At 72.8% G+C, this 12,827-nt stretch carries 9 protein-coding genes; 1 reads left to right on the top strand and 8 read right to left on the bottom strand.

Translation table 11 applies throughout. The annotated features are described in order from the left end of the window. Nucleotides 1-336 precede the first annotated feature (336 nt). The gene (locus EDD39_RS20170; protein ID WP_123557952.1) at nt 337-2,742 is read left to right on the top strand and encodes a SpoIIE family protein phosphatase; all 2,406 of its coding nucleotides are present in this window, start codon (nt 337-339) and stop codon (nt 2,740-2,742) included. Here EDD39_RS20170 and EDD39_RS20165 read toward each other — a convergent pair. From EDD39_RS20165 to EDD39_RS20130, 8 genes are all read right to left on the bottom strand, one after another. Next, nucleotides 2,735-4,300: a long-chain-fatty-acid--CoA ligase gene (locus tag EDD39_RS20165; protein WP_123557950.1), complete on the bottom strand. Its 1,566-nt coding sequence runs from the start codon at nt 4,298-4,300 to the stop codon at nt 2,735-2,737. The genes EDD39_RS20170 and EDD39_RS20165 overlap by 8 nt on opposite strands. Before the next feature lie 96 nt (nt 4,301-4,396). Further along, on the bottom strand, nt 4,397-5,653 hold the full coding sequence (locus tag EDD39_RS20160; protein ID WP_123557949.1) for an aspartate aminotransferase family protein: 1,257 nt from the start codon (nt 5,651-5,653) through the stop codon (nt 4,397-4,399). Between the two features lie 17 nt (nt 5,654-5,670). After that, nucleotides 5,671-6,786 carry a Zn-dependent alcohol dehydrogenase gene (locus tag EDD39_RS20155; protein WP_123557947.1) on the bottom strand — a complete coding sequence of 372 codons (1,116 nt, stop codon included), beginning with the start codon at nt 6,784-6,786 and terminating at the stop codon, nt 5,671-5,673. After that, nucleotides 6,783-8,174: an NAD-dependent succinate-semialdehyde dehydrogenase gene (locus EDD39_RS20150; protein WP_123557945.1), complete on the bottom strand. Its 1,392-nt coding sequence runs from the start codon at nt 8,172-8,174 to the stop codon at nt 6,783-6,785. The genes EDD39_RS20155 and EDD39_RS20150 overlap by 4 nt, the downstream gene beginning before the upstream one ends. Before the next feature lie 26 nt (nt 8,175-8,200). Then, entirely contained in the window at nt 8,201-8,905 is a 705-nt protein-coding gene (locus tag EDD39_RS20145; RefSeq protein ID WP_123557944.1) for a transporter, read from the bottom strand. After that, nucleotides 8,902-10,296 carry a flavin monoamine oxidase family protein gene (locus EDD39_RS20140; protein ID WP_123557942.1) on the bottom strand — a complete coding sequence of 465 codons (1,395 nt, stop codon included), beginning with the start codon at nt 10,294-10,296 and terminating at the stop codon, nt 8,902-8,904. Before EDD39_RS20140 ends, EDD39_RS20145 begins: the two co-directional genes overlap by 4 nt. After that, the gene (locus EDD39_RS20135; protein WP_208765541.1) at nt 10,280-11,215 is read right to left on the bottom strand and encodes an alpha/beta fold hydrolase; all 936 of its coding nucleotides are present in this window, start codon (nt 11,213-11,215) and stop codon (nt 10,280-10,282) included. The genes EDD39_RS20140 and EDD39_RS20135 overlap by 17 nt, the downstream gene beginning before the upstream one ends. Continuing rightward, on the bottom strand, nt 11,208-12,743 hold the full coding sequence (locus EDD39_RS20130) for a flavin-containing monooxygenase (RefSeq protein ID WP_123557940.1): 1,536 nt from the start codon (nt 12,741-12,743) through the stop codon (nt 11,208-11,210). The genes EDD39_RS20135 and EDD39_RS20130 overlap by 8 nt, the downstream gene beginning before the upstream one ends. Between the last annotated feature and the right edge of the window lie 84 nt (nt 12,744-12,827).

Below are 12,827 nucleotides of genomic sequence, written 5' to 3'. Positions count from 1 at the left end.
GTTCCGGGTGAACCTGCTCGACGGCTCCGAAGGCGTTCCCGAGGCGTGGAGTCGCCCACCCACGGCACCGGCTGAGTGTCCCCGGCCCACCCTCGAGCTGCACCTGCTCTCCGGCAGGAGCCGCGGCAGTCGTCAGGCCCGGCCTTCCTGAAGGGACCGGACGCGGCGGGCGACGGAGTCGTCGACCCACTGGCCCCATGCCGTGATCTTCCGAGCGGCGCGGTGCGACGCCACCGACCGACCGGCCCGCGCTTCCCGCCCGGCGTTCGAAGCGCGGGCACCGGCCGGGCGGACCAGACTGGGACGTGGCGGTCATCGTGTGCGGAGGTGGGAAGCATGCAGCTGTCTCCCCCGGGCGGAGGGCCTTCCGCGTCCGTGTTGGGCGAGATCGCGGCGGCCGTGGTCGACGGCCGTGGCACCGTGCTCCACTGGTCCCGCGGGGCCGAGGCCCTGCTGGGCCTGACGGCCGCGGAGGTCTGCGGGAGGCCGGTCGGACGCCTGCTGGCCGACGCCTCCGAGCGGTCCGGGTCCGACCCCGGGGAACCGCTGCCGGCGCGGGCGGGGCGGGCGGTGTTGCGGCACCGCTCGGGCGGCGCGGTCGAGGTCGTCTTCCAGGTGGTGCCGTGGCAGGACTCCTCGTTCCTGGTCCTGGCCTGCCCCGCCCGCAGCGCGACCGACTGGGAGCAGGGTGCGGCCCTGTTGCGCGCGCTGCTCGCCCAGGGCCGGATCGGGATCGGCATCCACGACACGGACCTGACCGTGGTGCGGACCAACATCACGTCCGAGGTGTTCGGCGGTCCCGGCCTGCCGGTCGGCGGTCGGCTGGCGGAGGTGATGTCCCCGCAGGATGCCGAGGAGGCCGAGGCGGGGCTGCGGCGGGTCCTCGGTTCGGGTGTGCCGCTGGTCGGGCACGAGCAGCGGATGCACTCGCCGCAGGTTCCCGGTCGGCGCTGGTCCTTCTCGCTGTCCGCGCTCCGGCTGGAGGACGCGCAGCGGCACCCGAGCGGCGTGGCCGTGCTCCTGGCCGATGCCACCGCCTCGGAGCGGGCGCGTCGGGAACTGGAGCTGCGGTACCAGGCCTCGGTCCGGATCGGTGCCTCCCTCGATGTCCGGGACACCGCCCAGAGTCTCGTCGACGTCCTCGTCCCCGCCTTCGCGGACCTGGGCTCGGTGGACCTCGCCGAGGCCGTGCTCGAAGGGGACGAGCCCCCGAGGAGCGTCGGTGGCGGGGACCTGCACATGCGCCGGGCGGCGGTGGCGTCGGCCGCCGGGCCCTGGCCGGCCCCGCTCGTGCAGCCCGGCGAGCCGAATCCCCCGTACCCCGATCACCCGGTCCTGCGGAGCTACCAGCGCGGCGAGACCGTCATCGGCGACCGGGCGGCCTACGTCGAGGCGCTCGGCGCCCCGGAGGTCATCCGCCTGGTCGTTCCCGAGGACGGGCGCTCGGCCATCGCCGTGGCGCTGCGTGCGCGCGGTCTGCTGCTCGGCTCGGTCGACCTCTGGCGCACCGACCGGTCGGCCCCGTTCGACCGGCAGGACGCGGACCTGCTGGCCGAGATCGCCTCGCGGGCGGCGCTGAGCGTGGACAACGCCCGCCGGTACACCCGCGAGCACCGAGCGGCCGTCGCCCTCCAGCAGCGTCTGCTCCCGCCGGCGGCCACCGACGCCCCGGCGGCCGACACCGCGGGGACGTACCTGCCCGCGGGCGGGGGCGCGGAGGTCAGCGGTGACTGGTACGACGTGATCCCGCTGCCCTCGCTGAGGGCCGCCTTCGTCGTCGGCGACGTCATCGGCCACGGCCTGGCCGCCACGGCCACCATGGGTCGGCTGCGCGCCGCGATCCAGACGCTGGCCGACCTGGAGCTCGACCCCGGCGAACTGCTCGCCCACCTGGACGACCTCGTCGCCCGGCTCGCCTCCGAGGCCGACCCCGAGGAGCAGGACGCGATCGGCGCCACGTGCCTGTACGCGCTGTACGACCCCGTCACCGGCCGCTGCAGCGTGGCTTCGGCCGGACACCCGCCGCCGGTCGTGGTCCCTCCGGAGGGCCCTCCCCGTGTGCTGGAGGAACTCTCCCCCGGGCCGCCCCTGGGCGTCGGGGGCATGCCGTTCGAAGCCACCACGATCGAGCTGGCTCCCGGTACCGTCCTCGCGCTGTACACGGACGGGCTGGTCGAGGGCGCCGACCACGACGCGGCCGCCGGCCTGCGGCGGCTGAACGAGCGCCTGGCGGCGCACTGCCGACCGGGTCGTCCGCTCCAGGAGATCGGCCGGGCCGTGCTCTCCCGGGCCGGTGAACGCCCGCCGCGCGACGACGTCGCGCTGCTCCTGGCCCGCACGCGCGTGCTGCCCGCGGGGGCCACCGCCGCGTGGGAGTTCCCGGCCGATCCGGCCGTCGTCGCCGACGCCCGCGAGGTGACGGCCCGCCAACTCGCGGACTGGGGCCTGGACGACCTCGCCTTCACCACCGAACTGGTGGTCAGCGAGCTGGTCACCAACGCCGTCCGCTACGCCGGCGGCCCCGTCGGTCTGCGGCTGATCCGCGACCACGTCCTGGTGTGCGAGGTCACCGACCCCAGCAACACGCAGCCCCGCCTGCGGCGGGCCCGTTGGGCCGACGAAGGCGGCCGCGGCCTGTTCCTCGTCGCCCAGCTCACCGCGCGCTGGGGCAGTCGCTACGACCGGTCCGGGAAGACCATCTGGACCGAGCAGGCCCTGCCTGGCGCCGCGCCACTCACTTGAGTTCGCGTTTGAGGATCTTGCCGGTGGCGGTCATCGGCAGCCGCTCGACGATCTCCACGATGCGCGGGTACTTGTAGCCGGCCATCTGTTCCCGGCCCCAGGCGATCAGTTCGTCGGGGACGGCCTCGGCGCCGGGCTCCAGGATGACGAAGGCCTTGACCTCCTCGCCGTGGCTCCGGTGGGGCACGCCGACGACCGCGGCCAGACTGATCGCGGGGTGCGTCACCAGCACTTCCTCGACCTCGCGCGGGTAGACGTTGAAGCCGCCGCGGATGATCAGGTCCTTGGAGCGGTCGACGATGTAGTAGAAGCCGTCCTCGTCCCTGCGGGCCAGGTCACCGGTGCGGAGCCAGCCGTTCCTGAGCACTTCGGCGGTGGCCTCGGGCCGGTTGTAGTAGCCCTTCATGACGCAGTGGCCCTTGACCGCGAGTTCTCCCACCTCGCCGACCCCCGTGACCTCCGACCAGTCCCGGGCGACCAGTTTGACCTCGACGCCCCAGATCGGGACGCCGATGGAGCCGGGGCGCGACCCGAGGTCGGGGGCGGAGAAGGTCACCACCGGAGACGTCTCGGACAGGCCGTAGCCCTCCAGGACCCGCACGCCGAACTTCTCCTCGACCCGGCCGAGGATCTCGACCGGCAGCGCGGCGCCGCCGGACGTGCCGACGCGCAGGTTGCGGGCGATCCGCTCCACGTCGACGGTGTCCGTGAGGGCGCCCAGCAGTCCCCACCACATGGTCGGCACGCCGGCGAAGAAGGTGATCACCTCGGTGTCCATCAGCCGCACGACCTGTTCCGCGTCGAAGCGCGGCACGAGGTGGAGGGTCGCGGCCGTCGAGAACCCCGCGTGCATCTGGACGGTGGCGCCGAAGGTGTGGAACAGCGGCAGGCAGACGACGTGGCTGTCGGTGGCCGGCCTGCTGCGGAACATCCGGTTGCAGGCCATCACGTTCATCATCGTGTTCGCGTGGGAGAGTTCCGCCCCCTTGGGCCGGCCCGTCGTGCCCGAGGTGTAGAGGATCACGGCGGTGTCGGTGGCCTCGGTGGCCACCGGGTCGAAGACCGGTGACATGCCGGCGAGCGCCGCGTCCATGTTCTCCGCTCCCCCCGGTGAGGGGACTCCCTCGATCGGCGGGGGCGCTGCCGGGTCGGCGGTCATCAGGAAGAAGTGCTCACAGGTCCCGACCTCGTCGAACGCCTTCCGGCCCTCCTCGCCGATCGCCAGGTCGGGCGTCCCCTGGAAGCAGAAGTAGGCCTTCGCTTCGGCGTCGCGCAGGTGGTGGGCCACCTCGCGGGACTTGAGCAGGATGTTGAGCGGGACGACGACCGCTCCGGCCTTGAGGACGCCGTAGTAGACGATCGGGAACTGCGGCACGTTCGGACAGCTCAGCGCCACCTTGTCGCCGGGCCGCACCCCGCGCTCCACGAGCAGGTTGGCGACCCGGTTCGCGGCGGCGTCGACCTGGGCGTAGGTGAGCCGCGTCGGGCCGAGGACCACGGCGTCCCGGTCGGGGTGCGTGCGGGCGGAGTCCTCTAGCAGGACCGAGAGGTTCAGCATGGTGTCTTCCGGGAGGTGGGCCGGACCGGGCCGCGGGGGAACACACGGCCCGGTCCGGAGTGGGTGGGGCTCACACGTGGGGGATCGAGCCGGAGATCAGAGCTTCTCCAGGAGCCGGTGGAGGGCCTCGGCCGTCGCCTCGATGTCGGCGGTGGTGTGCGCCGCGCTGAGGAAGACCTTGCCGGAGGGCATGAACAGGAAGCCCTGGCGCAGCATCCCTTCGAGGATCGCGGTCCAGGTCCCGCCGGTTCCGTGGAGCCCGGTGGCCCCGCCGGCGGGGACGTACTGGAGGAGCGAGCCGACCCGGTTGAAGCGGCCGAACTCGGACGACGGGCCGAGGGCGCCGCCGACGAGGGCCTCGAACTCGGCCGAGGTCCATTCGAGCTGCTCGTAGAGCGCGGGATCGGCCAGGACGCGCATCGTCGCCTCGACGGCCGCCAGCGCGATCGGGTTGGCGTTGAAGGTTCCGGCGTGCACGACGCCGGCCGCCACCTGGTCGACGAGTTCGGCCCGGCCGACGACGGCGCTCTGGGTGAAACCGCCGGCCATCGCCTTCCCGAAGACGGACAGGTCGGGCAGCACGCCGTACTTCTCGGCGGCCCCGCCGCGGGCGATCCGGAACCCGGCGATCACCTCGTCGAAGACCAGGACGACGCCGTGCCGGTCGCAGAGGGTGCGCAGCGCCGCCAGGAACTGCGGCGAGGGTGCTTCGACTCCGGCGTTGCTCATCACCGGGTCGACGAGCACGGCCGCGATGTCCCGTTCGACGGCCTCGCCCAGCAGGCGCTCGGCCAGCTGCACGTCGTTGAAGCGCGCCACGACCAGGTCGTCCAGCACGCTGGCCGACTGGCCCGGCCCGCCAGGGGTGGCGGGCCGGTCGCAGTCGTCCTCGGACATCCCGGCGTACACGGTGTCGTGCCAGCCGTGGTAGCTCTTGGCGAACTTGAGGACGCGGCGCCGCCCGGTGGCGGCCCGCGCGAGGCGCAGCGCCACCTGCACCGCCTCGGTCCCGGTGTTGCTCCACAGCAGTCGCTCGCCGTGCGGGACGGCCTCCAGGACCGCCTCCGCCGCGAGGTACTCCAGCGCGTGGCCGGTGCCGACGACCTGCATCCTGGTCGCGACGTCGGACACCGCGGACAGCACGCGCGGGTCGCCGTGTCCGAGCAGGAGCGGGCCCCAGGCCATCACGTAGTCGGTGTACCGGTCGCCGTCGAGGTCCCACACGTGGGCGCCGCGTGCCTCCCGCACGAAGAGCGGGTGGGGAGGCATCGCGGCGCGCAGGCCGGACCCCACACCGCCGCCGATGCTGCGCCGGGCCCGCTCGAAGGCCAGGCGGGACGATTCCAGGGCCATGCGATTGCCACTGCCTTTCAGTACGTGATCACCGAGCGGATGCCGATGCCGGCCTTCAGCTGGTCGAAGCCTTCGTTGATGTCCTTCAGGTCGATCACGCGCGTCACGAGGGAGTCGAGGTCGATCCGGCCGTCCAGGTAGTGGTCGATCAGCAGGGGGAAGTCCGAATCCGGCGTGCTGGAGCCGTAGTTCGACCCGATGAGGGAGAGCTCCTGGTCGGACATGACGAACGGGTCGATGGAGATCCGCACGCCGTCGGCCACCTGCCCGGCGACCACCGCCGTGCCGCCCCGGGCGAGGACGGCGTAGGCGGCCTCGATGGTGCGCGGCAGCCCGATGGCCTCGATGGCCACCTCCACGCCGCGTCCGTCGGTGAGCTGGGAGATCCGCTCGGCGAGGTCCTCGCCGCGGTTGTTGATCACGTGGGTGGCGCCGAAGTGGCGGGCCTGTTCGAGCTTGTCGTCGGAGACGTCGGCGGCGATGATCCTCCGGGCGCCGACGAGCCGGGCGCCCTGGATCGCGTTGAGGCCGACGCCGCCGCAGCCGAGGACCAGCACGGTGTCGCTCGGACGCACCTTGGCGGTGTTGACGGCCGCGCCGACGCCGGTGGTGACGGCGCACCCGACCAGGGCGGCCTGGGGGAACGGGGCGTCCCGGCGGACGGCGATCGCCGCCGACTCGGGCACCAGGGTGTACTGCCCGAACGTTCCCAGGCCCGCGAAACTGTAGACGTCGCCCCCGTCCGCGGAGGTGACGCGGGAGCGGCCGTCGAAGGACAGGTGGTTCGCCGAGTGCCGGCTGACCATGTCGCACAGGACCGGCCTGCCGCTGACGCAGTGGCGGCAGCGGCGGCACGACGGCGTCCACGACAGCACCACGTGGTCGCCCTCCTTGAGGGTCGTGACGCCTTCGCCGACGCGCTCGACCGTCCCGGCCCCTTCGTGGCCGAGGATCATCGGCGACGGCACCTCCCACTCGCCGACCAGCGCGTGGAGGTCGCTGTGGCACAGCCCGCTCGCTCCGAGCCGCACGAGCACCTCGCCGGGCGGGGGTGTCGAGGGGAGGGAGACCCGCTCGACGGTCAGCGGCGCGCCCGGGGCCCGGAGGACGGCGGCGTCGAACTCGATGGTCATGACGGGTTTCCTCCCGTGGGCTGCGCCGGACGGGTCGCAGCGGTGCGGATGAGCTTGCGGTTGGCGAACTCGTCGATTCCGGCCCGGCCCAGTTCCCGGCCGAAGCCGGACCGCTTGACCCCGCCGAAGGGCAGTTCCGGGCCTTCGAGGCCGACGCCGTTGACGAAGACCATGCCCGCGTCGATCCGGTCGGCGACGCGCGCGGCCTGGTCGGCGTCGGTCGTGAACAGGTAGGAGCCCAGCCCGTACGGTGTGGCGTTCGCCAGTTCGACCGCCTCGTCCTCGGAGCGGGCCCGGTGGACGATCGCGACGGGGCCGAAGAGCTCCTCGGCGGCGGTGGGCGAGGTCGGCGACACGTCCGTCAGGACGCCGGGCGGGAAGTGCGCCCCCGCGCGCTGCCGTGCGGAGACGAACGTCGCTCCGTGGTGGACGGCTCGCTCGACCTGTTCCTGGAGGTACTCGGCGGCGGCGACCGAGGACAGCGGTGCCAGGCCGTCGGTCAGGGCGAGCACCTCGCGGGTGAACGCCTCGAGGAAGGCGTCGTAGAGGTCGTCGGCGACGATGAACCGCTTCGCGCCGTTGCACGCCTGCCCGGTGTTCTCGAACCGGGCCTCGACCGCCGCCCGGACCGTGGCGTCGAGGTCGTCGGTCGACAGCACGACGAAGGGGTCCGAGCCGCCCAGTTCGAGCACCACCTTCTTGAGGCTGCGCCCGGCCTGCGCGGCGACCTCCGCGCCGGCCTGCTCCGAACCGGTGAAGGAGACGCCCTGCACCCGGGGGTCCGCGACGGCGGCGGCGATCTGCTCGCGGGTGGCGTAGACGTTGACGTAGCAGCCCTCGGGGGCGCCCGCGTCGGTGAACAACTGCTGGAGGGCCGCGGCGGACTCCGGGCACTGCGAGGCGTGCTTGAGCACGATGGTGTTGCCCAGCGCGAGGTTGGGGGCGGCGAACCGGGCCACCTGGTAGTACGGGTAGTTCCAGGGCATGATCCCCAGGAGCACGCCGACCGGCCGGCGGCGGACGAGAGCGGTGCCCTCTCCCCCCAGGAGCTCGATCGGCTCGTCGGCGAGGAAGGCCTCCGCGTTCTCGGCGTAGTACCGGTAGATGGAGGCGCTGAACTCGACCTCCCCGAGGGCCTGGTCCAGCGGCTTGCCCATCTCCCGCCGGATGATCGCGGCGAGCTGCGCGCCGCGCTCCTCGTGCAGGTCGGCGACGGCGCTCAGCAGCCGGGCGCGCTGGGCGACGGAGGTCTGCCTCGACCAGTGCGCGTGGGCCTTCGCCGCCGCGTCGAGCGCTCCGTCGACGGCCTGGTCCGTCGCGGTGGGGTACTCCTTGACCACCGTGCCGTCGGCGGGGTCCACCACCGCGTACACGTGCCTGTTCGCCATCCTGGTTCCTTCCTCGTGTCCGGGGTTCATGCGGGGGTTCCGACCGTGCGGGCCGGGTTCGCGTCCGAGGCGGCGGTGCGGTCGTGCAGCGCGCGGTAGGCGCGGAAGTAGACGAAGATCTGGGTGCCCCAGGTGGCCAGCGCGGCGGTGTAGAAGACCGTGCGGTCGGCGTCGTCGAACGGCAGGGGGAAGAAGTCGTAGAGGAGCGCGATGGTGGTCCCGGCGGCCGTGGCCAGTGCCGTCCAGATCGCCGGCCGCCTCGCGCCCGCCTGCCAGAGCCGCTTGACGAAGTACCCGAGGAAGACCGCCGTGAGGAGGTTGACGGCGACGTAGAACACGGCGACCCGGAACGCGGCGCGGTCGGTGTGCAGGTCCGCGCCGTGGAACGGCCGCAGGAACAGGCCGGCCGCGACCGCGGCTGCGAACACGGCGATGTCGACGCCCCGGCTCGGCCGGTAGCGGTGGGTGACCCCCATCAGACCCATGACCAGGATGACCGTGATGCCGACGGACCTGGAGAAGGCGTCGAAGAAGTAGGCCACGTCGTACAGGACGCTGCCCGGGTCGGCGCCCAGCAGCGACCAGACCAGGAAGTTGCTGCCGGAGGTGGCGACCACCATCGTCTCGAGGCCGAGGAGGTAGTTGCCGTAGCGGCGGATGAAGGTCCAGCCGTAGAAGTAGCCGGCGAAGATCATCCACAGGTCGGCCAGCAGGAACAGGGCCACCTTCATCTCGGCGCCCCCTCGCGCACGTCGCGGGACAGGAGGGCAGCGACGGCCTCGGCGGTGCGCTGGCCCGTCAGGACCGCGCCGTTCATGGTGCCGGCCCACTCGCCGGCGGTTTCGGTGCCGGCCCAGTGGATGCGCCCGTGGGGCTCGGTGAGCGCCCGGGCGTAGCTCACGGTCGCGTGGGGGCCGGCGACCGGGTGGGGGCCGCCCGGGGCGAACGGCTCCGCTCCCCAGCGGTGGTCCAGGTAGTCGATCGGGGTACTGGCCTGCGGGCCGTAGAGGTCGACGAGTTGCCGGACGACCAGGTCGCGTCGGGTCTCGGGGCCGAAGCCGTCGAAGACGCGGGGGTCGCAGAAGGTCATCAGGACGCCCGGTCCGGCAGAGGCGGGGGACACGTCGAAGGTGATGAACACGGTCCCGGTGTCGGTCACCGCCTCGCCGGAGCAGCCGTCGGCCCGCCAGAAGGGCTTGTCGTAGGCCACGAAGGCCTTGCTGAGGACGCCCATGCGCCAGGTCCGGGTGAGCCCCTCGGCCCGCTCGGGCAGGGCGGGTTCGAACGCGATGGTGGCGCGGTGCGCCGGGGCGGCCGTGACGATCGCGTACCCGGCGTGGATCTCGCCGGAGTCGGTGTGGACGGTGACGCCGTTGCCGTCCTGCGTGATGCGGCGCACCGGTGTCGCCAGGCGCACGCGGTCGCCGAGGTGCTCCGCCAGCCGCTCGGCGATCTCCTGGGTGGTTTCGACGAACCGGTACTCGTTCGCTCCGTCCTCGACGTCCAGCATGTGGTCGAGCCCGCCCGCCGCGCGGATGTAGCGCAGGACGTGCAGCAGGGAGACGTCGCCCGGGGTGCAGCCCCACTGCACCTTGCTGACGATGGTCATCAGCGCCCGGGTGCCGGGCAGCGCGTTCTTCCGGTCGAGCCACTCGCCGAACGAGACGGCGTCGAGCCGGCCCGCCCCGGGCGTCTCCCACGGGGCGCTCACGTCGACGGTCGCGACCAGCTTGTTCAGCGCCGCCTGCATGCGGGCCATGTCCACCAGGGTCGCGGGGGAGACCTTGGGAATGGTGCCGCTGTAGGTGCGGCGCCGGCCTGCCAACCACAGCACGTTGCGCCCCTGGGCGAACTGGTAGGTCGTGGTGCACCCCATCCGGTGCGCGAGGTCCCGGATGGCGGTGTGGCGTCGCGACACCCACGTCGCTCCGAGGTCGACCTTCACGCCTGCCACTTCGCCGGAGAACGACCGGCCGCCGACCCGGTCGCGGGCTTCCACGACCAGGACCGAGCGGCCCTGGCCCGTCAAACGTTCGGCGGCACTCAGGCCGGCGAAGCCGGCGCCGACGACCACGACGTCGACCCTGGCGTCCCGGGAGCCGTGCTCAAGGGGTGCGGACATGGTTTCCTCCTTCGCCCACGCGGGCCGCGTGCTGCGCGATGTACTGGGTGACGGGGCCGACGAGGGCCTCGGGGACGTGGTGTCCCATGCCGGGGACGACCACGTGCCGGGCCGAGCGGATCGCCTTCGCGGTCGCGGCGCCGCCGCTCGGGTCGACCAGCAGGTCCCGGTCGCCGTTGACGACCAGCGTCGGTGCGGTGATCCTGCTCAACTGGGCCGTCCGGTCCCCGGAACGCTGGATGGCCTGGATCTGGCGCGCCACGCCGGCCGCCGGGTCACCGGCGCTGCGGTCCCAGCCGCGCGCCGCGACGGCCGCCTCGGCCGCGTCGTCGATGGGGTACCCCCGTCCCGCGATGTGCCGGGTGATCCGCAGGTGGGCCCGGACCGCGTCGGTCCTGTTCCGGGCCGGCGGGGCGGCGAGCAGCCGGATCGTCGAGAGCGCCGGCCGGCCGGCCTTCCTCGCCCCGGTGGTCGAGTAGAGGGAGGTCAGCGACAGGACGCGCTCGGGCGTCGTGGCCGCGACGGTCTGCGCGATCATCCCGCCCATCGACCGCCCGACCAGGTGGGCCCGGGCGATCCCGAGGTGGTCGAGGACGCCGACGGCGTCCTGCGCCATGTCGGCCAGCGTGTAGGCGTCGCCGCGCGGGCGGGCGAGGATCTGCCGCCAGAGGGCGGGAGGCGGTGCGGTGACGAACGTCGACCGGCCGGCGTCGCGGTTGTCGATCGCGACGACCCGGAAGCCGCGGGCGACGAGCGCGTCGAAGAACGGTTGGGTCCAGAAGGTGAGGTCCTCGCCCAGTCCGGCGACGAGCAGGACGGCGGGGGCGGTCCGGTCGCCGTGGTCGCGGAAGCAGATCGTCATGCCGGACGGCAGGTCCGCGTACCGGTCCGCGGCGGCCGCGCGGCTGGAGTCAGGCACGGGTCGCTCGCCCCCCGTCGGACGGGTGCGTGACCCGGCGGGCGCTGCCGAACACGAGGTTGTCGTCGGCGACCGGTCCGCGCAGCGCCTTGGCGTCCTCGGGGTAGGACAGCGCCATCCGCCAGGGCTTCTCCAGGCCCTGCTTGGGGAGCGTGCGCTCGGCGCGCTTGGCGTAGCCGGCCTTCAGGTCCATCACCGGCCTGCGTTCCATCCCGGGCTGGGCGACCGGGACCACCCGGTCGTACCCGTGGGCGTCCATGTGCCGGACGAGGTCGATGAAGTAACGGCACATCAGGCTCACCTTGAGCGTCCACGACGACGTGGTGTAGCCGATCGCCATCGCCCAGTTGGGGATCCCGCTCAGCAGCATCCCGCGGTAGCAGACCGCGTCCGCGAGGTCGACCTCCTGGCCGTCGACCACGATCGGCATGCCGCCGAAGAGCTGCAGGTTCAGCCCCGTCGCGGTGACGACGACGTCGGCCTCCAGTTCCTCGCCCGAGCCGAGCACGACGCCGCGCCTGCTGAACCGCGTGATCGTGTCGGTGACGACGCTCGCGTGACCGTTCTTGATCGCGTCGAAGAAGTCGCCGTCCGGGGCCAGGCACAGCCGCTGGTCCCACGGGTCGTACGGCGGGTTGAAGTGCTTGTCGACGTCGAACCCCTTGGGCAGCCGCTTGCGGTTCTCGTACCGGATCAGCCGTCGTCCGGCCTTCGGGAACGTGCGCAGTCCCTTGACGACCGCGCGGTCGAGCCAGATGTTCTTGAACCGCGTCGCGGCGTACCCGCGTTCCTCGCCGAGCACCTTGGTGAGCGTCAGGGCGAGCTTGTCGACGCGCGGCAGGGCCAGCACGTACGTCGGGGTCCGCTGGAGCATCGTCACGTGCCGGGCGGCGCCCGGCCCGGTGGCCATCGACGGCACCAGGGTGATCGCGGTCGCGCCGCTGCCGATGACGACGACCTTCTTGCCGCTGTAGTCCAGGTCCTCGGGCCAGTGCTGGGGGTGGACGACCGCGCCCTCGAAGTCCTCCTGCCCGGGGAAACGGGGGGAGAAGCCCTCGTCGTACCGGTAGTAGCCGGTGGCCGCGAACACCCATCCGGCGCGGACGGTCTTCGTCGTGCTCGGCCCGCCGGCGGGGTCGGCCACCTCCACCGTGAGGGTCCACCGGCGGTCGAGCGAGGACCATTCGGCCCCGACGACCCGGTGGCGCAACCTGATGAGGCGCTCCAGACCGTTCTCCTCGGCCGTCTCCCGGAGGTAGTCCCGGATCAGCGGCGCGTCGGCGATCGCCGCTTCGTGGCGCCACGGCTTGAACGCGTAGCCGAAGGTGTGGAGGTCGGAGTCCGAGCGGATGCCCGGATAGCGGAAGAGGTCCCAGGTGCCGCCGATGTTGTCGCGGCCCTCGAGCACGAGCAGGGACTTGCCGGGGAGTTCCCGGCCGAAGTAGCTGGCCGCACCGATTCCGGAGATGCCCGCTCCGATGATGACCACGTCGAACTCCTCGACGGTGTCGAGCACCTTGGTTGTCATGGCGTTTCCTCGCTGTTCCCGGGGTCGTGACCTCACTGTCGCCAACCCCGGCCACGGGCGGGAACGACAGCGCGCACCCGTTTC

The organism is Kitasatospora cineracea, from assembly GCF_003751605.1.
Taxonomy (GTDB): domain Bacteria; phylum Actinomycetota; class Actinomycetes; order Streptomycetales; family Streptomycetaceae; genus Kitasatospora; species Kitasatospora cineracea.
This window is presented reverse-complemented; position numbering and strand designations above follow the sequence as displayed.

What these genes read in the sequence shown, in the direction of transcription:
- EDD39_RS20130 (WP_123557940.1), bottom strand. Translation starts at nt 12,743, where the DNA reads ATGACAACCAAGGTGCTCGACACCGTCGAGGAGTTCGACGTGGTCATC.
- EDD39_RS20145 (WP_123557944.1), bottom strand. Translation starts at nt 8,905, where the DNA reads ATGAAGGTGGCCCTGTTCCTGCTGGCCGACCTGTGGATGATCTTCGCC.
- EDD39_RS20160 (WP_123557949.1), bottom strand. Translation starts at nt 5,653, where the DNA reads ATGGCCCTGGAATCGTCCCGCCTGGCCTTCGAGCGGGCCCGGCGCAGC.
- EDD39_RS20140 (WP_123557942.1), bottom strand. Translation starts at nt 10,296, where the DNA reads ATGTCCGCACCCCTTGAGCACGGCTCCCGGGACGCCAGGGTCGACGTC.
- EDD39_RS20170 (WP_123557952.1), top strand. Translation starts at nt 337, where the DNA reads ATGCAGCTGTCTCCCCCGGGCGGAGGGCCTTCCGCGTCCGTGTTGGGC.
- EDD39_RS20165 (WP_123557950.1), bottom strand. Translation starts at nt 4,300, where the DNA reads ATGCTGAACCTCTCGGTCCTGCTAGAGGACTCCGCCCGCACGCACCCC.
- EDD39_RS20155 (WP_123557947.1), bottom strand. Translation starts at nt 6,786, where the DNA reads ATGACCATCGAGTTCGACGCCGCCGTCCTCCGGGCCCCGGGCGCGCCG.
- EDD39_RS20150 (WP_123557945.1), bottom strand. Translation starts at nt 8,174, where the DNA reads ATGGCGAACAGGCACGTGTACGCGGTGGTGGACCCCGCCGACGGCACG.